The 18,872-nt window shown below is 34.1% G+C and carries 26 protein-coding genes and 2 pseudogenes; 11 read left to right on the plus strand and 17 right to left on the minus strand.

Translation table 11 applies throughout. The features are described from left to right. Positions 1-329: 329 nt before the first annotated feature. The gene (locus GFJ36_RS28995; protein WP_000561154.1) at positions 330-494 is read right to left on the minus strand and encodes a hypothetical protein; all 165 of its coding nucleotides are present in this window, start codon (positions 492-494) and stop codon (positions 330-332) included. A gap of 138 nt (positions 495-632) precedes the next feature. Between GFJ36_RS28995 and GFJ36_RS04655 the strand changes: the two genes are divergently transcribed. The 4 genes from GFJ36_RS04655 (at position 633) to GFJ36_RS04670 (ending at position 3,536) form a co-directional block, all read left to right on the plus strand. Then, positions 633-1,043 (plus strand): DUF2283 domain-containing protein, encoded by a 411-nt coding sequence (locus GFJ36_RS04655; RefSeq protein ID WP_088062315.1) that lies wholly within the window; start codon positions 633-635, stop codon positions 1,041-1,043. 283 nt (positions 1,044-1,326) lie between these two features. Further along, positions 1,327-1,860 carry a sigma-70 family RNA polymerase sigma factor gene (locus GFJ36_RS04660; protein ID WP_098082747.1) on the plus strand — a complete coding sequence of 178 codons (534 nt, stop codon included), beginning with the start codon at positions 1,327-1,329 and terminating at the stop codon, positions 1,858-1,860. Between the two features lie 4 nt (positions 1,861-1,864). Next, positions 1,865-2,272, plus strand: coding sequence for a PadR family transcriptional regulator (locus GFJ36_RS04665; RefSeq protein WP_046957111.1), 408 nt, complete (start codon positions 1,865-1,867; stop codon positions 2,270-2,272). Between the two features lie 7 nt (positions 2,273-2,279). Then, the gene (locus tag GFJ36_RS04670) at positions 2,280-3,536 is read left to right on the plus strand and encodes an FtsW/RodA/SpoVE family cell cycle protein (protein WP_098082748.1); all 1,257 of its coding nucleotides are present in this window, start codon (positions 2,280-2,282) and stop codon (positions 3,534-3,536) included. 99 nt (positions 3,537-3,635) lie between these two features. On the opposite strand, the gene GFJ36_RS04675 is transcribed toward GFJ36_RS04670, so the two are convergent. Together GFJ36_RS04675 and helD are read right to left on the minus strand one after the other, a co-directional pair. Continuing rightward, positions 3,636-4,199: a hypothetical protein gene (locus GFJ36_RS04675; protein WP_097890532.1), complete on the minus strand. Its 564-nt coding sequence runs from the start codon at positions 4,197-4,199 to the stop codon at positions 3,636-3,638. Between the two features lie 86 nt (positions 4,200-4,285). Continuing rightward, a complete protein-coding gene (gene helD, locus GFJ36_RS04680) occupies positions 4,286-6,616 on the minus strand; it encodes an RNA polymerase recycling motor HelD (RefSeq protein WP_098230395.1) in 2,331 nt (776 codons plus the stop codon). Between the two features lie 279 nt (positions 6,617-6,895). On the opposite strand from helD, the gene GFJ36_RS04685 reads away from it, so the two are divergent. Beyond that, positions 6,896-7,141, plus strand: a complete 246-nt coding sequence (locus tag GFJ36_RS04685; protein ID WP_098230396.1) for a cytoplasmic protein — start codon at positions 6,896-6,898, stop codon at positions 7,139-7,141. Positions 7,142-7,217: 76 nt separating this feature from the next. On the opposite strand, the gene prsA is transcribed toward GFJ36_RS04685, so the two are convergent. Further along, the gene (prsA, locus tag GFJ36_RS04690) at positions 7,218-8,084 is read right to left on the minus strand and encodes a peptidylprolyl isomerase PrsA (protein WP_088121565.1); all 867 of its coding nucleotides are present in this window, start codon (positions 8,082-8,084) and stop codon (positions 7,218-7,220) included. 279 nt (positions 8,085-8,363) lie between these two features. Here prsA and GFJ36_RS30065 point away from each other — a divergent pair, with 279 nt between their 5' ends. Next, positions 8,364-8,477, plus strand: a complete 114-nt coding sequence (locus tag GFJ36_RS30065; protein ID WP_002007073.1) for a hypothetical protein — start codon at positions 8,364-8,366, stop codon at positions 8,475-8,477. Between the two features lie 30 nt (positions 8,478-8,507). On the opposite strand, the gene GFJ36_RS04695 is transcribed toward GFJ36_RS30065, so the two are convergent. Continuing rightward, positions 8,508-8,702: a hypothetical protein gene (locus tag GFJ36_RS04695; protein WP_000172690.1), complete on the minus strand. Its 195-nt coding sequence runs from the start codon at positions 8,700-8,702 to the stop codon at positions 8,508-8,510. A gap of 117 nt (positions 8,703-8,819) precedes the next feature. Here GFJ36_RS04695 and GFJ36_RS04700 point away from each other — a divergent pair, with 117 nt between their 5' ends. After that, the gene (locus GFJ36_RS04700; RefSeq protein ID WP_000383652.1) at positions 8,820-9,155 is read left to right on the plus strand and encodes a DUF1878 family protein; all 336 of its coding nucleotides are present in this window, start codon (positions 8,820-8,822) and stop codon (positions 9,153-9,155) included. 5 nt (positions 9,156-9,160) lie between these two features. On the opposite strand, the gene GFJ36_RS04705 is transcribed toward GFJ36_RS04700, so the two are convergent. The 3 genes from GFJ36_RS04705 to GFJ36_RS04715 all read right to left on the minus strand — a co-directional run bounded on the left by GFJ36_RS04705 (position 9,161) and on the right by GFJ36_RS04715 (position 10,999). After that, complete coding sequence (locus tag GFJ36_RS04705; RefSeq protein ID WP_000834920.1) at positions 9,161-9,718, minus strand: HTH-type transcriptional regulator Hpr; 558 nt, start codon at positions 9,716-9,718, stop codon at positions 9,161-9,163. Between the two features lie 298 nt (positions 9,719-10,016). Next, positions 10,017-10,379, minus strand: coding sequence for a YtxH domain-containing protein (locus tag GFJ36_RS04710; RefSeq protein ID WP_087985644.1), 363 nt, complete (start codon positions 10,377-10,379; stop codon positions 10,017-10,019). A gap of 185 nt (positions 10,380-10,564) precedes the next feature. Beyond that, positions 10,565-10,999, minus strand: a complete 435-nt coding sequence (locus GFJ36_RS04715) for an HIT family protein (protein WP_001016840.1) — start codon at positions 10,997-10,999, stop codon at positions 10,565-10,567. Positions 11,000-11,555: 556 nt separating this feature from the next. Between GFJ36_RS04715 and ecsA the strand changes: the two genes are divergently transcribed. Genes ecsA through ecsC form a run of 3 tightly spaced genes read left to right on the plus strand, consistent with a single transcriptional unit; the run spans position 11,556 to position 14,224 of the window. Then, a complete protein-coding gene (gene ecsA / locus GFJ36_RS04720) occupies positions 11,556-12,299 on the plus strand; it encodes an ABC transporter ATP-binding protein EcsA (protein ID WP_097890528.1) in 744 nt (247 codons plus the stop codon). Then, positions 12,292-13,503, plus strand: a complete 1,212-nt coding sequence (gene ecsB / locus GFJ36_RS04725; RefSeq protein ID WP_097890526.1) for an ABC transporter permease EcsB — start codon at positions 12,292-12,294, stop codon at positions 13,501-13,503. The genes ecsA and ecsB overlap by 8 nt, the downstream gene beginning before the upstream one ends. A 13-nt stretch (positions 13,504-13,516) precedes the next feature. Then, positions 13,517-14,224 carry an ecs operon protein EcsC gene (gene ecsC, locus GFJ36_RS04730; protein WP_000634127.1) on the plus strand — a complete coding sequence of 236 codons (708 nt, stop codon included), beginning with the start codon at positions 13,517-13,519 and terminating at the stop codon, positions 14,222-14,224. A gap of 190 nt (positions 14,225-14,414) precedes the next feature. Here the strand turns inward: ecsC and GFJ36_RS04735 are convergent, their stop codons facing one another. From GFJ36_RS04735 to GFJ36_RS04755, 6 genes and pseudogenes are all read right to left on the minus strand, one after another. Then, positions 14,415-14,693: a hypothetical protein gene (locus GFJ36_RS04735; RefSeq protein ID WP_088062331.1), complete on the minus strand. Its 279-nt coding sequence runs from the start codon at positions 14,691-14,693 to the stop codon at positions 14,415-14,417. Between the two features lie 554 nt (positions 14,694-15,247). Continuing rightward, the gene (locus tag GFJ36_RS04740; protein WP_223270639.1) at positions 15,248-15,460 is read right to left on the minus strand and encodes a hypothetical protein; all 213 of its coding nucleotides are present in this window, start codon (positions 15,458-15,460) and stop codon (positions 15,248-15,250) included. Continuing rightward, a complete protein-coding gene (locus GFJ36_RS04745; RefSeq protein WP_088062333.1) occupies positions 15,447-15,767 on the minus strand; it encodes a hypothetical protein in 321 nt (106 codons plus the stop codon). The genes GFJ36_RS04740 and GFJ36_RS04745 overlap by 14 nt, the downstream gene beginning before the upstream one ends. A gap of 64 nt (positions 15,768-15,831) precedes the next feature. Continuing rightward, positions 15,832-16,077, minus strand: a pseudogene (locus GFJ36_RS29375) (DUF1433 domain-containing protein); the annotation flags it as partial. Between the two features lie 193 nt (positions 16,078-16,270). After that, complete coding sequence (locus GFJ36_RS04750; RefSeq protein WP_097890522.1) at positions 16,271-16,591, minus strand: DUF1433 domain-containing protein; 321 nt, start codon at positions 16,589-16,591, stop codon at positions 16,271-16,273. Between the two features lie 258 nt (positions 16,592-16,849). After that, positions 16,850-17,107, minus strand: coding sequence for a hypothetical protein (locus GFJ36_RS04755; protein ID WP_097890520.1), 258 nt, complete (start codon positions 17,105-17,107; stop codon positions 16,850-16,852). A gap of 275 nt (positions 17,108-17,382) precedes the next feature. Between GFJ36_RS04755 and GFJ36_RS30185 the strand changes: the two are divergent. Then, a pseudogene (locus GFJ36_RS30185) lies at positions 17,383-17,578 on the plus strand (lipase family protein); the annotation flags it as partial. 121 nt (positions 17,579-17,699) lie between these two features. On the opposite strand, the gene GFJ36_RS04760 reads toward GFJ36_RS30185, so the two are convergent. The 3 genes from GFJ36_RS04760 to GFJ36_RS04770 form a co-directional block, all read right to left on the minus strand. Further along, a complete protein-coding gene (locus GFJ36_RS04760) occupies positions 17,700-18,020 on the minus strand; it encodes a hypothetical protein (RefSeq protein ID WP_097890518.1) in 321 nt (106 codons plus the stop codon). 115 nt (positions 18,021-18,135) lie between these two features. After that, on the minus strand, positions 18,136-18,465 hold the full coding sequence (locus tag GFJ36_RS04765) for a hypothetical protein (protein ID WP_097890516.1): 330 nt from the start codon (positions 18,463-18,465) through the stop codon (positions 18,136-18,138). A 181-nt stretch (positions 18,466-18,646) separates the two neighbouring features. Next, positions 18,647-18,872 (minus strand): DUF1433 domain-containing protein (locus tag GFJ36_RS04770; protein WP_242015935.1); only part of this gene is annotated, 226 nt, incomplete at its 5' end.

An 18,872-nucleotide genomic window follows, 5' to 3' on the forward strand; every position in this document is an offset into this window, starting at 1 on the left:
CTCCATCTGATTTGTGTTACGGGTGAAACCCAACAATTCAGGTGGAGATGAATTGCCGTCAGAAGGTAGTCTGAACTCTTTTGTTTTTTTGTCTTACGATACAATCTGCCCTTAGATAAGGAGGGAATATATCTTAAGATAACGAAATTGGATAATAATCATCATTTGTTGACCTTGACTAAAAATAAATAAAATGTGTTACAATGATGATAGAGTATATAGTATGAATTTTGCATAAAATAAAGAAGACAGAAGCCTGAGAAACTTCTGCCTTGTGTAACCTAACTTACTATTGTGGTGGTAGTAGATGCGGTTATAAGACAATTACATTAACGTTTTAGCCGAGAACCGCCCTTACCTTTTCCACGAAGCAGGGTGGTTCTCGCTTTTTTGTATACAGAAATTAGCCACGGACCGACGTATCTTCTACCGATGACAACGCCAGCTCCGGTTAGGATACCATACACTAATTTAATTACAAACATCGCGATCATTCTATCACCTCCCCCCTTTTTTCAAAATGGAAGAGATGATTATCACACCTACTAGTTATAGCTTATTAAGTTACATTTCAATTGTATTATGTTTTAAAATAGGGAACAAGACAAATGAATACGGATATGAGGTGCAGCATGAAAAAATTAATTACTTATGACCCTGAAATCCAGATGGCATATCTGTATGTAATTCCATTCACTTCAGAAATTGAGATTGAATCGACTGAAGAGTTGGAAGAAAATCCAAAACTGAATGTAGATATAGATCAATTTGATCGTATAGTGGGGATTGAATTTTTTGGAGAAAATGCTCGTAAATTAAAAGGATTAACAAATAGAAGTAAAATATATAAAAAGAAAGCTTCAAATGATAATAAATACATATACTCATTTAGAATTTCTCAGGATATTCATTTGCAAAAAGTGTTATTTCAAAACGTTGTATTTTATTTTGCGGATAAGAAGTATGAAGAATTTATTGGTTTTGATATTATCAAGCCATCTTTGTATGACCATGAAATATTAGATTCTTTAAGTGAGTGCTAGGAGGGAAGAGGACTCGATTGAATGGGTTCTCTTTTTCATTTAGCGATGAGGGGAATCTTGACGATAGAAAACTAAGACAAAATCCTTATTGCAAACTTAAAAAGCGCCTTGGGAGAGAGGCGCTCTTTAGGTGAATGTATTGTAACGACTATTCGGTTTATTATATGTAAGTTGCTGAGGAAGTGATTTATAAAAAACATTATTGTCAAACGGATTTTTTTTATAAATTTATAAAACTTTTCCATACAGTACGTCGTCTAATATATGGGAAGGAGGAAATGATGTGGATGAATTAACGGTAGAAGCGTTTGAAATAGAAGATAAGGAACTCCTTATCGATGAAATCATGAACAAGTATGGACAAGAAGTGTTACAACTTGTGTATTCATATGTAAATAATAAAGAGGTTGCTGAGGATGTAACGCAAGATATATTTGTGAAATGTTATAAATCTCTTCATACATACAAAGGGAAGTCGAATGTGAAAACGTGGTTATGGAGAATTGCGATTAATCAATGTAAGGACTATATAAAGAGTTGGTATAACAAAAAGGTGATCGTGGCAGAGGATGAATCTGCTTATATGGGGGTTCAAAATGATAGTGTCGAACAAATTGTCATTCAAAATGCGGAGGACCGTGAGCTCGCTTCTGCAGTGATGAGTTTACCGGTAAAATATCGAGAGGTGATTTATCTATTTTATTATGAAGAATTATCAATTAAAGAGATTGCTATTGTAATAGACGTGAAAGAAAACACGATAAAAACGAGACTGAAAAAAGCGAAGGAGCTTTTGAAGAAAGGATTGGAGGAATAATCAAATGGAAGATCGATTAAAAGGCCTGCGAAAATCAATGGAGAATACAACGTTTAAACATTTGAGTTTTTCTGATCAACACCGAAAGCGGGTGCGCGAAAAAATCAATGCATCACACGAAAAGGAAGAGGACATCTCTTTAGCCATTTTACAACTCCTCAGTAATGAAAAAACAGGATACGAATTGTCACAGCTGCTACGAGGGAGAGGGATTCGAAAATTCGAAGGAAATGAAGGGTTTTTATATACCGTATTACATCGCCTAGAGCAGAATCGTTTTATTCAATCAAGTTGGGATCATGAAGGAGCGAAATATTATCAATTAAATGATAAAGGAAGAAAGATGCTGCGAAAGGCAGAGAAAAATGCTACGAAGGTACAATTTATACTAAAAGGCTTAGTACAGGAGTGAGGCGAAATTGAATAAAAAAGGGGAGCGTTTTGTAAGCGAAGTTACGAATCATATTAAATCAAAAGAAGCAAAGAGCTTTGTAGCAACTGAACTAGATTTTCACTTAAAACAGGCAAAGAACACATGGATAGAAAAAGGCTTGAGTGAGGAAATTGCTGAAAATAAAGCTGTAGAACAAATGGGAAGTCCTGTTAAACTAGGGCAGGAGCTTAATAAACTGCATAAGCCAAAGGTGGATTGGTTCTTACTTATTTTATTAGTGGCTGCTATGGGGTTAGGGTTTTTACCAATAATCGCTCTTGGGCATACGAACGATTTACTAATGAACAAAGTAATTTTTGTGATTATCGGCATTGCAACAGCTATTGGAATGATGCTACTTGATTATCGAAAGTTAGAGAGGCTCGGGTGGTTATTTTATACAATCGGAGTACTTATTCTGTTAACGTTAAAATGTTTTCCGACTGGTTACGTGATTGGGGAAGCAATAATAAAAATTGGCCCCATCAAAATTGACTGTTTGATGACGATACCATTCTTTTTTCTAGCTTGGGCTTCTTTTTTCAATAATAGTAGGTTAAAGTTTATGCATCTTCTCATGTTGTACGTATTTTCTTTATATTTATTTTTAATTACATCAGTTCTGGTACCAATTTTTATTTATATCACGATGGTATTCGTTATGCTTTGGTGGAGTAAGTTAGGAAAGAAAACGGCATGGCTCATTACGATGTTACCCATTTTTCTCTTTATTATTAGGGATCTATTTTCCTGGTCTGCTGTAAAAGAATACCGGATAGCTAGAATTTTAGGATTTATAAACCCAGCGCATGATCAATGGGATTTACGTTTACAAGAGGCGATGTCTTCAGCAGGTTGGTTTGGTACATATGGAAATATAAAGTCTATCCCTGCTGCTCATACTGATTTTGTATTCGCGAGTTTGACTTACTATTATGGATATGTGCTTGCGCTAGTTCTTGTCATTATTCTTTCTCTGTTTGCAGTAAGAATAATGAACATAGCTTATATAATAAATGATGGTTATGGTAAATTGCTTCTCGTTGGCGGAGTAACTCTTTTTATAATCCATTTTATTTGTAACGTTGGCATGATTTTAGGATTATTACCGCGTACTTCTATATCATTACCTTTTATTAGCTACGGATTGATACCAACTCTATTTCATGCATTTATAATGGGAATTGTGCTGAGTGTATATCGACGTAAAGATATGTCGTTTAGAATGAGAAAAACACCTTGATACTTATTATAAGTTGTATATGAAATTCATTATTATGATCAAGTATAGACGTAAATAGAGAGCAGAAGAGGGTTATGATAAATAACCCTCTTTTCGTGTTTAAATAAGTGCACTCTCTTTAATAGAAATACATAATTCAGAACGAGAGATTGATTCAGCTAGTTGTTGTAAATAGGAGTATTCTTCCGCATTTTTTTCGGAAGTGTTAGGATCTAATAAAGGTGAAGATAGAAGTACATTCAGTGTAAGTATGTCTGCATCATGAGAAGTGATGTTATAACCTGCAAATACTGGGCGTTTTAAGTCTTTTACTGTTTGAATCATTTTATGGAATTTCGTAACACTTATACGGATTGTTGCTAGTGGAAAACATTTTTCGCTAGGGTTATCGATAGTCTTTCTAATTTTATAATCGTATACGTAATAGTACTTTTCTTGTTCTTCTAGTTTTTGCAATTCTTTCGTTAATAAATGGTATGTATCTGTAAGACCGGTTGTGAGTGCATCGTGTTCTGCGCCAACTAATAATGTGATAGGTCTTGGTGATGAGATTGAGAGAGGGCGGATGTTTAGGGCGGTAAAAGTAGGATTAGATTGTAAAATGGTATGTAATTTTTCGGTAGGAAACACGCCGTCATAAATAGCAATAAAATAATGGTTCATCTTGTCACTCCTTAGCTTTTTCTAAACTGATATATTCTACTTTTAAGGTATAAATCCTGCACAAAAAAGAAACACCTTGATTAGTATCAAGGTGTAATAAGCTCAAAACTCTCCGAATCAGCCCCAAGTATAAAAGGACTAACCTCGCCAACGCTATAAAGTTGCAATTCATGCATTGCGCGCGTGCAAGCAGTGTAGAACAATCTACGAACGCTCTCATCGCTGTACACATCCTTAGAAGCATCGTAAATAATAACAGCATCAAATTCGATACCTTTCGCTAAGTAAGCAGGGATCACGACAATGCCTTGCTCATACTCGGCTGAGTTACTTTTCACAAGTTTAATATTGTCGATATGACGAAGTGCTTCGTAGGCAGCGGCGCTTTCAGCTGCAGATTTACATATAATTGCGATCGTATTGTGCTGCTCTTTTTGTAGTTCAGCAACTTTGGCAGTAATATGCTCGTGCAGTTCGCTGTCATTTGATACTTTCGTCACTGTAGGTTTCTCACCGTCACGTTCAAAGGCGTGAATGTTCTTGCCCTCCGGTACGAGAGTGCGTGTAAATTCAATAATTGGTTTTGTTGAGCGATAGCTACGAGTTAAGTTGATGCCGTTCGTTTCATCTGGTCCGTATAAGCTAGTAAGTGTGTTGAAATTCACTGCTTCACTCGCATGGGCAAATATCGCTTGGTTAAAGTCTCCGAGTACAGTCATTCTTGCAGCAGGGAAGAGACGTTTTAAAAACTCAAATTGAAACGGTGAATAATCTTGTGCTTCGTCTACGAGTACATGTTTAATCGATCTATTCGTTTGGAAGCCTTCAATTAATTCTTTTAACAGTAAAAATGGAGTCGCATCCTCGTAATATAACTTTCCTTCATCAAGCATGTTTACTGTTAAGGAGCAAATGTCATCCCATTCCTTCGGCTTTTCTCCAGTAACCCATGATGCATCTGTGAAGAGTTGTTTATATATGCCTGTGAAATTGATGAAACGCAATGTTTGAACGCCTTTACGAAGCGGCTTCAATTTTTTACGAACAATCATACGTCCAAGTACTTTCGTTTCTTTCTCAAAATCATTAAAGGAGTTGTCGTCAAACTCGCCTTTTTTCTGTAAATATTTATAAGCCTTTTGATATTCATCTTTACTCAGTAATTCAATTTCCTCTTCTACCCAAGGCTTTTTCAGCTCTGTTTTTTCAATTGCATCTATTTGTTTATTTAGCCAATCTGTTAACTTTTCAATTCGATTATGGAAACGGAGGGAGGAGTCAGTGTTGTAAAATTGTTCTGTAATTTCTTTAGCAGAAACAATTAACTTTCCTCTAAATTTCATTCCTCTAAATAACATGCCTGAAGATTCAAGAGATTGTCTGTACGTTCTAATCATTTCAAAAAATTGAGTGGATGCTTTAAAGCGAATGCTCGCATTTCTCGTTTTATAGGTAGGGCTATTCGTTTCAGTTAACATATATTCTAATTGTTCATAAGGGTCTTCAACATCAAATGACTTACTGAGTCTATGGTTTAAATATTCTTGGAATGTCACTTGCTGCATATTTTCTTCACCGAGTTCAGGTAGTACGTTAGAAACGTAGCTATTGAACATAGAGTTAGGGGAGAAGAGAATAATTTGATCTGCTTTTAGCCATTCGCGATATTTATATAGTAAGTAGGCGATTCGTTGCAGGGCAGCTGACGTTTTACCACTACCAGCAGCTCCTTGCACGATAAGAAGTCGGCCTTCATCGTGACGGATAATTTCATTTTGCTCGCGCTGAATTGTAGCGACGATGCTCTGCATATGTTTGTTCGTACCTTTTCCGAGCGCTTGTTGCAAGATTTCATCACCAATTGTAAGGCTCGTATCGAACATAGAATCAATCTCGCCATTTTGAATAATGTATTGTAATTTTTTCTCCACATTACCGTGGATTACGCCGCCTGGTGTACTGTATTCAGCCGGTCCTGGTGGATAATCGTAGTACACACTCGAAATAGGTGCGCGCCAGTCATATATAAGAAAGTTTTCCCCGCTTGCATCAGTAAGTGTAGCTACGCCGATATAAATTTTCTCCGCAGCAGATTCTCCTTCTTCTTTAAAATCAATTCGTCCGAAATAAGGTGCTTTATGCATACGTCTTAATGCGGCAAGTCGATTAAAGGTGTGCTTATGGGTAATTTGTGTGACAGCTAGTGACTGAGCTTGTTGTCTCAAGTTGATAACTGTTTCAAGATAATCATCGAAAGTATCAGTATTCACTTTCACGTCATCCCAAAAGTGTTTACGAATATTGATTACTTCTGCCCGACGTCTGCCAGTTTCGTTTTCCAGTTTATCAATTTGCTCCGTAATCGTTTCTATTACGGTATCCAATCGTTTTTGCTCTAAATCAAGTTTTTTGTTCATACGTAAGCACTCCTTTAAAAGTGAAAAATAGAGGTTGACTGAAGATGTGTTTTGGTGTACAATTAAGATACGGATAAATACGTTCTGTGTATTTTTGAAAACGTGTTTCTGTACTAATTTAACATAGTTTCTTAATTTAATCAATGATAATAAGATAAACCTTGGTTCCGTGTGGCGTGAATCGAGGTTTTTTTGTGTTTTTCTTTAAGGGAGAATTGTAATTTTATTGAGAAGAATGTAAGTAAACCAAAGAAGAAAATCGGGAATAGGGGGATACTGATGGAAAAATATTTTGAGGAAGCACATCGTTTTTGTTCTTGTAATAGAAAGCACTTAGAAAAGAATGTTATATGTGGTTGTTTCTATTGTTTAGAAATTTTCCATCCAGAAAAAATTACAGAGTGGTGGGATGATGATAACACAGCAGTTTGTCCGCATTGCGGGATTGATTCTATTATCGGAGAAAGTTCTGGATTTAAAATAAAAGAAACGTTTTTAAGTGAAATGCATAAAAGATGGTTTTAGTTAAATGAATGACAAAATCAACTTTCGTTAATGAAGAGGATACATAAAAAAGCTCGGGCTAATCCCGAGCTTTTCATTATTTCTTTTCTTCTTTCTTATCGTCAGCTTTTTGCTCTTTGAAAAGATCTTTTAAATCTTTATCTTCAACTTTTACGTCAGCTTTTTTGATTTCTTTCATCATAAGATCGTTCATGAATTCAGCGTCTTGTGCTTTCTTCGCAACTAACTCTTTTTTCAGGTCAGCTTTTGATTGCTCGAATGATTTTTCTGGCTCTTTAATGTCTGTAACTTTAATGATGTGGTAACCGAATTGTGTTTTTACAGGTTCGCTTACTTCATCTTTTTTCAGTTTATAAGCAGCATCTTCGAATTCTTTAACCATTTTACCATGTTCGAAGAATCCTAAGTCGCCACCTTTTTCTTTTGAACCAGTATCTTCAGAGTATTGTTTCGCTAACTCTTCGAAAGATTTACCTTGTCCAAGTTCCTCTTTAACTTTTTTCGCAGTCGCTTCATCTTTTACAAGAATGTGGCTTGCTTTAACTTCAGGCTTGTAGTTATCTTTTAATTCTTTATCAGTGATTGTTTTCTCGATAGCTTTTTCTTGAGCTAATTGAGCACGCACACCAGTTTTTAAAGTTTCTTCTTTAATACCTTGTTGTTTTAATAGTGTATCGAATTGATCACCGTATTGTTTTTTCATTTCATCGAACTTTTTGTCTACTTCTTTGTCTTCAACTTTGTAGTTTTTAATAAGTACTTTTTCCATAACCATGTTGTTTAGTACTTGTTTACCAGCTTGTGTCTTCATTTGATTGTAGAACTCGTCTTTTGTAATGTCACCAGCTTTAGATGTAACGATTTTGTCTGATGATGATCCTGTTCCACATGCTGATAATGCGATTACACTTGTTGCGGCTAAGGCAAGCATAGCTTTCTTCATTCGATAAACACTCCTACTATTATGTATTTTTAATTTATCCTACACCAATGAATTTTAGTTCATAAGAGCCCGATTAAGTCTCACTGATACTTTTGCTTTGTATATTGGTAAAGCGCGCTTAACAGGGCTTACCGAGGCTGAGGATAAAGTTAAGATGCGTGTCATTTATTTCATAGTATAAGCAATATGTACAAAATTTAATATATCATATTTCGACTCGATTTCATATTGATAAAGAAAATTTAACCAGTGCGTGTCAGATTTTGAAGGTGTTCCATATTGGGCGCATGCCGCATATACAGAAAAGAGGAGGGGATGGGGATGAATTCTCAACTTATTTTATTACTTGTACTGTTTATTTTATTGGTTATAGTAGGTATAATTTGCTTATAGAGGAAAAAAGTGAGGAAGGGGCTTCCTTCCTCACTTTCCATGAAATATAATTTCTATATAACTAGAAATTAATAAAATTGTTATACATACATTAATAACCCGAAAGACACCGGGTTGGCGGCTCGCAGCTATTTGTTTTCGTTCACACAGTGTATGTGTCATGAAATTCGTGTAAAATATAACAAGAAGTGCGAATGCGACAAAAACAACTGTTATAAGTGTCATGAGGCGAGACCTCCTTTTGGTAAAATACATATACTTTATATATTGTATCATACGATATTTTGTTCGTGTTATAAAATTCAGAAATAGAAGACTTTGTGTTAGAAAGAGAGGGAGAAAATGGACGTTGTTAGAAGATTAGAACAAGCTGAATACTACGTAGACCTACTATTTAAAATGATTGATGAAGAAAAGTGTCCATTTTATTCTTTGATCATAAAGAAAAAAGCTCGTAAAAAAGATATTGAACGTATACTAAATCTTTGTGAAATATTGAACGAGCAATATGTAGTGGAGAAAGCAGAAGGGCTTCTTTTGTTCGATGCGCTGTTAGATCAATTTGAAAAAGCGCTTCCACATCAGCTCGAAGTACACGAAACTGCGGAAGCGCTAGCAAAACAAGGTTTATTTAAGCCGCTTATGAATGAATTCTTAAGCATGATTGCGAAACAATAAATAGATTACTTCTTAACTAACTTCTGATCGGATTCCGTAAAATTCTCCTCAATATTCTCTAATGATTTCTCAAAAATATCGATGAAGTCTTGTCCGTAAATGTTGCGCAAGATAGCGATAAGTTCGATATTTTCTGGGAACTTACCATAGAAATTACGAAGTGCAAGAGCCCCATTAAATACAGAGTTATTTTCAGGATCATACTCCTCCATTAAGCGAAGTAGTAATTCTTCCCCTTTGTCTGTAATCTCAATGTACGTATTTCGTTTATCATCTTCTTTTTTTGAGAATACAAGATAGCCGCGTTCTTCCAGCTTTTTCGAGAAGTTAAACGCCGTTGATACGTGCATAACTCCAAACTTAGCAATCTCAGAAATAGAAGCCCCTTTTAAATGATAAGCGATTGACAAAATATGATGCTCATTAATGTTTAAATCGTAAGGCTTAATCCACTGTTGCCAATCTTTCTCTACACATTTCCATAACGCTTTCGATAATTGAGCAATGCGTTGGCTGAAAATCATCGCTTCTTTTACCGAGTAATCTTTTTCTCCACTTTTCATTTACTCACCCACTTTAACATTCTTTTTCATTACTATCTATTATGCCAGTAAAGTAAAAATTAATAAAGTCTTTTTGTGAGAATTGTGAAAATTTTTCGGAAAAATGACATTCTATACAAATCATGCATAACTATGGAAGCGTTTTATGAGTCGTGAATACATGTGTTGTCCTTACATGTTAAGTGATAACATATATTGTAAATGCATAAAAACACGGCATATCTGTGTGATATGCCGTGTTAAGGTCGATTTATATAAAAAATATTTGTTATATGCAAAAAACTAAGCAGGAATTTGTTTACGCCTTTTCCGGAACAGCTTCTTGTAGTTTCTCAATTGATTTTTGAATGTCCAAAATCTCTTTCTCAATATGGCGTTTGTTTTGAGAAATGTCTTGCTTCCAGTTAGAAATCGTATCGTGCATATCGTCTTTTAATTCTTGAAACACTTCTTTACCTTCTGAAGCAGTTTCAACGATTTGACGTTTTAATAATTTTGTATCAGCTGTAATATCAGCTAAAGTCTTTTTAATATCATTTCCTTTTTCTTTTAACTTACCGCGCATAGCTTTGCCAGAAGAAGGAGTAGAGAAAAGAACGGCTAGTCCAGCAACTGCTCCGCCGCAAATGACACCTGTAATAAAGGATTTAGCTTTTGACATAAAAGGAAACCTCCTTATTTTTTGTTCGTATTCATGATGTGAAAAAATATGCATATCTTTAAGATAAGGGAAAGAAAATTGTGCGGTGCACGTTCCCTGGCATCTTGAGTGAAGAAACAAGCCTTGCAATATTTAATCACGTTAGGAAAGTGGCTTGTTATGTATTACTTCTTATTATAGTGTCACTATTTCACACTATTTGCAATTGTACTTGCGATGTTCTGTAAATTTTCCATTGTGTATTCATTTTGATGTGATTTCCAAACAGCACCGAAACCATCGTTTTCACCGTAGCGTGGAATTAAATGAAGGTGGAAGTGGAACACAGTTTGTCCAGCTTTTTCACCGTTATTGTTAAGTAGGTTAAAGCCAACTGGGTTAAACTCTGCTTTAATCGCATTTGCGATTTTCGGAACGACAGAAAAAATGTGTGATGCGATTTCTGGCGTTAATGCAAAAATGTCTTGTTTGTGAACTTTTGGAATAACAAGGGTATGTCCTTTTGTTACTTGACTAATATCTAAAAATGCAAGCACATGTTCATCTTCGTATACTTTTGAGCAAGGGATTTGCCCGTCAATAATTTTACAAAAAATACAATTATCTGCTGTATGATTCATTGATCTCATCCTTTCAAGTAGCCTTAGCCGTATTTTACCATAATTATATAAGAGAACAAACACGAAAAACAGGAAGCTGACTCAGCTTCCTGTTTTCTGAAGAGGGATTGAAAAAGCATTATCGTAATTTACGTTTCGCAGACACCTCATTTATTTAAGAAATGCACGGTAAATCGGCTAAAGTTTCTGCCGTAGACACCCCATTTTCAAGTGAAATGAATTGCAATCTTTATAAAAGGAAATTGTTTATTTTTTAAAACAGTATATGCTCTTTCGGAGACACCCCGTTTCTAAAATGAAACAAATGATCTGGTTATGTGTAAATTTCTTTGTCCAACATGGACACCCCATTTCATGATGACTTAACTATGTTGTTGTACTCATCAATTGGTGGTCGCTTTTTCAATGTGTTCCTTCTTCACTAATTATGATGTCCGCTTTCGTAAAAATATATGCTAACAAATTTAAAATTTTTTTAAGACATCGATACTATGTAGTACAGCGCCATTTTTGGTAAGATGAATATAGAAAATACTAATGAAGAAAGTGGTGTCGTATGAGCGAGTTATTGCGTGTAGAAAATGTTACAGGAGGATATACGAAGCGCCCTGTACTAAAAGATGTTTCGTTCTCTGTTAATAAAGGCGAACTTGTCGGCTTAATTGGTTTAAATGGAGCTGGTAAAAGTACGACGATTAAACATATTATCGGTTTAATGGAACCGAAAAAAGGAACTGTCACAATTAATGGGAAAACAATTCGTGATGATATGACAGCGTACCGTTCTAGCTTTTCGTTCATCCCAGAAACACCAGTATTATATGATGAGCTAACGCTAGAAGAACATTTGAAGCTAACAGCGATGGCGTACGATGTCGATGAAAAACAATATGAAGAACGTGTAGGACAACTATTACAAGAATTTCGCATGAAAAATCGTTTGAAATGGTTTCCGTCTCATTTCTCAAAAGGGATGAAACAAAAAGTAATGATTATGAGTGCGTTTTTAGTGGAACCATCTCTTTACATTGTGGACGAACCTTTCGTAGGGCTTGATCCGTTAGCGATTCAATCACTTCTTCAAATGATGGATCACATGAAAAAAAGCGGTGCAGGAATCTTAATGAGTACACATATTTTAGCGACAGCAGAGCGTTATTGTGATTCGTTCATTATTCTGCATCAAGGTGAAGTAAGAGCGAAGGGAACATTAGCTGAACTACAATCACAGTTTAATATGCCGGGTGCAACGTTAGATGATATTTATATTGCATTAACGAAGGAAGAAGATTATGAATAGCACAGCATTATGGAAAGAACGATTTCGTCACTTTCTAAAAGAAGTTCGTACATATAGTAAATACGTATTTAATGATCATTTGAAATTTATTTTTGTATTTATCATCGGCGCAGGAGCGTATTATTACCAGCAGTGGTTACAAACGCTAACACCGTCGTTTCCGACAGCACTCGTTATGGCAGTGTTGCTTGGACTTGTATTAACGGCCGGATCGATACAAACGTTATTAAAAGAAGCAGATCTCGTTTACTTACTGCCAGTGGAAGAAAAGTTAAAACCTTATTTCACAAAGGCATTTCTCTTTACGTTTATGATTCAGTTATACATAATCGCCATCGTAGCGGCAGCACTAGCCCCGTTATACTTCCAGCAAATGAAACAAACAGGAGCGGTTTACATATGGATTGTACTCGCGTTTGTTATCGTAAAAGCGTGGAACTTATTCGTAGCATGGGAAAAGTCATTTTTAACAGATCAAAATATACAAAGAGCTGATTGGTTCATTCGTTTTATTTTAAACGGCTTATTTGTTTATTTCCTTGTAGAGCGTACTTCCGTTATGTTTATTGGTGGAATCGTCCTTCTCATGGTGTTATACCTCGTAGTACTGCATCAAATGGTGAAGGGAAAGCCGCTAAACTGGGAGTATTTAATTTCTGAAGAAGGTAAGAAGATGATGCTGCTGTATCGCATAGCGAATATGTTCGTTGATGTACCGGCATTAAAAGAAAGAGTAGCACGGAGAAAATGGCTCGATTTCATTCTTTCGATGATTGGTGAAAAACGTACCTATTTATACTTATATACGAGAACGTTTTTACGATCTGGTAACTATTTCGGCTTGTATGTGCGCCTGCTCGCTCTTGGAGGAGTTATTCTTTACTTCATTCCGTTTTTATATGGACGATTTATCGTAAGCCTTATCTTCCTATACTTAATCGGTTATCAGCTCTTAACTTTATGGAAGCATCACCGCATGAAGATTTGGCTTGATTTGTATCCGGTCGGGGGAGAAGAGAAGAAGAAAGATTTTCTTACTTTATTAAATGCAATCCTTATTATCGGTAGCGTGATATTTACAGTTATATTCGCCCTTGCGACGAAAGATTTCATGATGACGGGCATTTTATTAGTCGTAAGCATAGTATTTAGTATCGGTTTCGTTTATCAATACGGGGCGAAACGTATTGAGCGTTTAAATTGAAGGGAATGAACCTATGATTACATACGAAGAGAAGGTTATAAAAGAATTGGAGCAGTGGAAAGCTACATTCATGAAAGATTCTTCTATGATGACACGGTTCTCTAAGAAAGTGCAGACGAAAGTACAACAGCTTATTCCGGCGAAAGTGCAAAAAGTATTAACAGAAACGATTCGGATGATGGTGCAAACGATTAGTGCCGGATCAAACTTTATAAAGCCGAAATTAAAAGAGACGAACTGGTCATTGCAAAGAAGAGACGACGAAGTACGTAAAAAAATGGATGAGTACAAAAAAATAGCAGCGGCAGAAGGAGCGGGGACGGGAGCAGGCGGTATTCTCCTTGGCCTTGCTGACTTTCCGCTTTTACTCGGCATTAAAATTAAATTTTTATTCGATGCAGCAACATTGTACGGATTTGATACGAGCGACAAAGAAGAGCGCCTTTTTATCCTTCACGTTTTCCAACTTGCCTTTTCAAGTGACGACCACCGAAAAGAAATATGGAAAGCCATCGAAACGTGGGATACAGAAGAAGAAAACCATATGGACTGGGAAAAGTTCCAAACAGAGTACCGAGACTATATCGATTTAGCAAAAATGCTTCAGCTCGTACCAATAATCGGTGCCCCGGTCGGCGCGTATGCGAACTATCAATTACTGCAAAGACTTGGGGAAGTAACGATGAATTGTTATCGTATGCGATTGCTGAATAGGAATTAAAAAGAAAGCATCCTAAATGTGTGATTTAGGATGCTTTTTTGTTTTAATGATTAATGCATCAAAAGAAGAAGGTATAATTCAGATTGTCTTTTCAGTGTTTTAGGCTGAAATTAGTAGTGGAGGTAGTTGACATGTAATAAGGTAATTATGACTCTAGATGATCTAATTCCCATCCAACAACTGAATAATTTTAACGTTTAATAATTGAAACAAAGAAATTTCTGTTTTTCTGGTCTTTTACATGACCAGAAACTCGAATCATACCACCACTAGCGGCAGGTTTAATATCAACTTTAGTCACTATAACATCAATATTTTCTTTTTTCTTCATATGTTCTATGGCAGCTGTAGCAGCTTTTTCTTTTTCTATATTTCTATCATGCATAATTTTTAGTGTACATCCTATAGTTAAAGTTATAATTGTGATCATGATTAAAATTATGATGTTTTTCTTTTTTAATTCCCTCATACAATCCCTCCTGGAATTATCTTGTAATTAATACTATAAATTATTTTTAAGGAGAGGGAAATATAAGTAATACGGTTAGTGGTGAATTTCTTGTTCGTTTATCAAGAATAAGTTTGGAATCATAAAGAAACTTGGGAAGCTATTGAAATACCTAGTTCTGTATCATTACATAATTTTATAAATAGTTGCATCAAAATAAATTGTTATTGCTTTTCGGAGTTTGCTTTATGATGCGGACACATTTGATGTACTAGGTGTCCTTACGTTTTTTAATAGTTTGTATGTTTCTCGACTGTACTTAAGGGATGCAAAAAACACTTATAGATACAATCTATGAGTGTTTTTGGTGGTATGGGTTTATTTAGGCGTTCATTATAATCTTATCTCGCCCTAAATTCGTCTGGAGCACAGAAGTTAGGTGGGGACGAACAAAACCCCCACTGATAAAAATTTTACTTTATTCGTCGCCCCAATATGCAACTTCATAATTTTGGGATTTATTTATTACAACGTAAAGTTTTTTTTGGTTATTGTTTTTATCATACCCTCTAACTCTAATAAAGCCCGCAAGTTCTAATTGTTGAATTTTTACATCGGTTACCACAAAATCTATTTTTTTCTTTTTTCATAGTTTCTATTGCAACTTCAGCAGCCTTTTCTTTTGCAGCATTTTGGTCATGAATAAACTTTGCTATATAACCTATGATTAACATCATAATTATTACGGATAATAATATGAAAATATTTTGTTTCTTATTGAGAATCATCTAAATTCCAACCCATGATAGAATAATTTTGTTTTTTGCTTACTGTGACATAAAACTTTCTTTTTTTATCATTTTCCGCATATCCTCTAACCTCAATAACCCCCCCTTGAAAAGCGGATTTAATATCGACTTTAGTTACTATAACATCTATATTTTCTTTTGTTTTTATATGTTGTATAGCAGCTTCAGCAGCTCTTTCTTTTGTTATATTTCTATCGTGAATAAAGGATGCAGTACAGCCTATGGCAAAAATTATAACTGTTACAATGATTAAGATTATAATCCTTTTCTTTTTTGATTGATCCATATGTATCTCCTGAAATTTCTTTATATTATTTTTTATAAAGAAATAATATAAAACAAATCGTGAACTAATCGTATTTTAGTTCGAAATTTTTGGTGGTTGAAATGGTACTGATATGATAGTTATTAGCGTATTCAACTGCAACACTAAATTCTTTGTTTTTGTCATCCGTTACATAACCAGATATAAAAATTGTTTGAAGATCATTTGGAGTGAATTTATGTTTAGTAATAGTTACATCTACGTTTTCCTCCTCCTTGAAGTATTTAAGAGTTTCTTCTTTAGCCTTATTAACGATTTGTTGTTCCTTATTTTATTATTTTAATATCCATATTTATCCTCCAATGATGGCATCTTGATTATATAAAATATCGTGATAGAAGGAATGTTTTTAGTGAAAAAAGCACTCACTTTTTCTGATAACCGGTGCTTTTTATTTCTTATAAAGAACATTCTTGAATTAAAGAAAAAACTTAAATAATTATGTTGACGTGAAACTATTAAATTTAGTGTTTAAAATTCAAATTATTAGACGCTGAAATAGAACCAATATGATAATCATTAGCGTATTGGACTGAAGCGGTAAACTTTTTACTTTTGTCATTTGTTACATAACCTGAGATAAGGATAGTTTGAAAATCTTTTTGTCCAAATTTATGATCAGTGATTGTTACATCTAAGCTCTCTGTTTCTTTAAAATATTTAATAGTTACCTCTTCTGCCTTTGTTACTATTTCTTTTTCTTCATTTGTTTTATTATTCATACTGCATCCTCCTAAAAGGATAAGTGTAAGAATAATGAATAATCTTATACTATATTTTTTCACGAATAATCACTCCATTAATAGTGCGTTATATTCCTTTTCACTAAATTTTATATTCACTGAACATTGTGGGGTAGGGTTATAAAGAAAAGCATTCTAAATTACCCGGGTACTTAGTTTTTAAGCTCTAAATTTTTTGAATGAGACATGGAGCTTATATGATATTCTCCGCCACCATATTCTACATCCGCAGAAAAAGTTTTACTTTTGTCATCTCTAACATGTCCATTTATAAAAACTGTTTGAAAATCATTGGGAGTGTTAGTATTTTAATTTTAAACTTTTACTTTTAGAAATTGAACCTATCGTGTATTTATCTCGGCTATATTGAATAGTTATATTAAATGTTTTGTCTCTATCATCTTTGACATGACCAGAAATATAAATGGATTGTAAGTCTTTAGGACCAAACTCATGTCCAGTAATTACTACGTCCAAATCTTGCTTTTCCTTAAAGTATGTAATGGTTGTCGCTTTTGCTTCTTTTACTACTTGTTCTTCTTTGTTTTTTTGATCCATCGTACATCCCCCTAAAGTACTTAAAATAAATATAAATAATAAACAAAAGCTAAATTTTTTAATAGTAATATCCATATTTATCCTCCGTAAATGTTATCTTAATTATAAGAATATATCAAATGTTGTAGGAGAAAAATGTTTTGAGTAATAAAAATGAAGTTTTAGATTCTACTTTTTATCAATTAGCAGACACTACGTAGGAATCTGATAAATATATTGAAGAAGTTGTTATTACCAATAAAGATGGTCGAAGTTTACAAGTATAGGAAAAAGGAGGAACATTCCACGATAAATCGGAATGGACGCAGCGGTCTTTGAACGAGATATAAATGGGTAAAAGCAAGTTATGGTAGATTTCCGAGGAACAGAAGGGGATAAAATTATAGAGAAAAACTCTTTAGGCATTCCGATGAAGCCAGGGAAGGTATGAAGGATTTAAAAACAGATACAAATTATTTTGTTAAGAAAGAAATTCATATGCTAAAGTATTTTACGCAAAAAAGACACCTTAAGGTGTCTTCAATAGACTTGGTAACCAAACTCTATATATTATATTAATCTTAAATATTATTAAATTTTTTTAGATTTATTATTAATAATTTAATTTAAAGTTTTCAGAACGAGATATAGAACCGACCCTATATTCCCCATCACCAAATTCTACATCTACTGAGAATTCTTTACTTTTATCATCTTTAACATAACCATCTATAAATACAGTTTGAAAATCATTTGGAGGAAAGCTATGCCCTGTAATTACTACATCTAAATTATGTTTTTCTTTAAAATATTGAATGGTTGTTTCTTCTGCTCTATTAACGATTTGTTGTTCCTCATTTTTTTGATCTATAGTGCATCCTCCTAAAAGGATAAGTGTAAAAATAAAGAATAATCTTATACCGTATTTTTTCATGAATAATCACTCCATAAATGTTGCGTTATATTTCTCTTCACTAAATTTTATATCCACAGAACATTGTGTGGTGGGGGATAAAGAAAGGGGTCTTTAAAAGAGTGCCTTTTCTTTATTATTTTAAATGTAAATTTTCACTTGTAGAGATAGAACCTATTGTATATTCATCTCCACCGTATTCTATTGTAATATTAAATGTTTTGCTTTCATCATTTTTTATATAGCCGGAGATAAAGATACCTTGTAAATCACTTGGAGCAAATCTATAATCAGTGATTACTACATCTAAGTCTTGTTTTTCTTTGAAGTATTGGATTGTCCTTTCTTGTGCCTTTTCAACTATTTGTTGTTCAGTATTTTTTTGATCTATAGTACATCCCCCTAAAATACTTGAAATAAATATAAAGAATAGAAAAAAACTAATTTTTTTGATTTTAATATCCATATTTATCCTCCAGTAATGGCATCTTGATTATATAAAATATCGTGATAGAAGGAATGTTTTTAGTGAAAAAAGCACTCACTTTTTCTGGTAGCGGGTGCTTTTTAGTTTTCTTTCTTATAAGGAATACTCCTGAATTAAAGAAACAAACTTAAATAGTTATGTTGAAGTGAAACCGTTAGATTTAGTGTTTTAAATCAAAACCTTCAGATGTGGAAATGGAACCGATGTGATAATCATCTTTATAATCAATTGAAGTAGTAAATTTCTTATTTGTATCATCTTTGATATGACCCGTTATAAAAATAGTTTCGATATCATTAGAAGGAAATCTATGATTTGTAATAGTCACTTCTAAATTCTCTTTTTCTTTGAAATACTGAATGGTTTCTTCTGTTGCTTTATTAACG

It is taken from the genome of Bacillus sp. EE-W1 (genome assembly GCF_009760835.1).
In the GTDB taxonomy this organism is placed as follows: Bacteria; Bacillota; Bacilli; order Bacillales; family Bacillaceae_G; genus Bacillus_A; species Bacillus_A wiedmannii.

Coding starts and splice junctions, on each gene's coding strand:
- GFJ36_RS04745 (WP_088062333.1), bottom strand. CDS start 15,767: ATGGATCAATCAAAAAAGAAAAGGATTATAATCTTAATCATTGTAACA.
- GFJ36_RS04710 (WP_087985644.1), bottom strand. CDS start 10,379: ATGTCAAAAGCTAAATCCTTTATTACAGGTGTCATTTGCGGCGGAGCA.
- GFJ36_RS28995 (WP_000561154.1), bottom strand. CDS start 494: ATGATCGCGATGTTTGTAATTAAATTAGTGTATGGTATCCTAACCGGA.
- GFJ36_RS04715 (WP_001016840.1), bottom strand. CDS start 10,999: ATGAATCATACAGCAGATAATTGTATTTTTTGTAAAATTATTGACGGG.
- ecsC (WP_000634127.1), top strand. CDS start 13,517: ATGATTACATACGAAGAGAAGGTTATAAAAGAATTGGAGCAGTGGAAA.
- helD (WP_098230395.1), bottom strand. CDS start 6,616: ATGAACAAAAAACTTGATTTAGAGCAAAAACGATTGGATACCGTAATA.
- GFJ36_RS04685 (WP_098230396.1), top strand. CDS start 6,896: ATGGAAAAATATTTTGAGGAAGCACATCGTTTTTGTTCTTGTAATAGA.
- GFJ36_RS04695 (WP_000172690.1), bottom strand. CDS start 8,702: ATGACACTTATAACAGTTGTTTTTGTCGCATTCGCACTTCTTGTTATA.
- GFJ36_RS04700 (WP_000383652.1), top strand. CDS start 8,820: ATGGACGTTGTTAGAAGATTAGAACAAGCTGAATACTACGTAGACCTA.
- GFJ36_RS04665 (WP_046957111.1), top strand. CDS start 1,865: ATGGAAGATCGATTAAAAGGCCTGCGAAAATCAATGGAGAATACAACG.
- GFJ36_RS04705 (WP_000834920.1), bottom strand. CDS start 9,718: ATGAAAAGTGGAGAAAAAGATTACTCGGTAAAAGAAGCGATGATTTTC.
- ecsB (WP_097890526.1), top strand. CDS start 12,292: ATGAATAGCACAGCATTATGGAAAGAACGATTTCGTCACTTTCTAAAA.
- GFJ36_RS04655 (WP_088062315.1), top strand. CDS start 633: ATGAAAAAATTAATTACTTATGACCCTGAAATCCAGATGGCATATCTG.
- GFJ36_RS04740 (WP_223270639.1), bottom strand. CDS start 15,460: ATGATTCTCAATAAGAAACAAAATATTTTCATATTATTATCCGTAATA.
- GFJ36_RS04675 (WP_097890532.1), bottom strand. CDS start 4,199: ATGAACCATTATTTTATTGCTATTTATGACGGCGTGTTTCCTACCGAA.
- GFJ36_RS04735 (WP_088062331.1), bottom strand. CDS start 14,693: ATGAGGGAATTAAAAAAGAAAAACATCATAATTTTAATCATGATCACA.
- GFJ36_RS04765 (WP_097890516.1), bottom strand. CDS start 18,465: ATGGATATTAAAATCAAAAAAATTAGTTTTTTTCTATTCTTTATATTT.
- GFJ36_RS04760 (WP_097890518.1), bottom strand. CDS start 18,020: ATGAAAAAATACGGTATAAGATTATTCTTTATTTTTACACTTATCCTT.
- GFJ36_RS04755 (WP_097890520.1), bottom strand. CDS start 17,107: ATGGATCAAAAAAACAAAGAAGAACAAGTAGTAAAAGAAGCAAAAGCG.
- ecsA (WP_097890528.1), top strand. CDS start 11,556: ATGAGCGAGTTATTGCGTGTAGAAAATGTTACAGGAGGATATACGAAG.
- prsA (WP_088121565.1), bottom strand. CDS start 8,084: ATGAAGAAAGCTATGCTTGCCTTAGCCGCAACAAGTGTAATCGCATTA.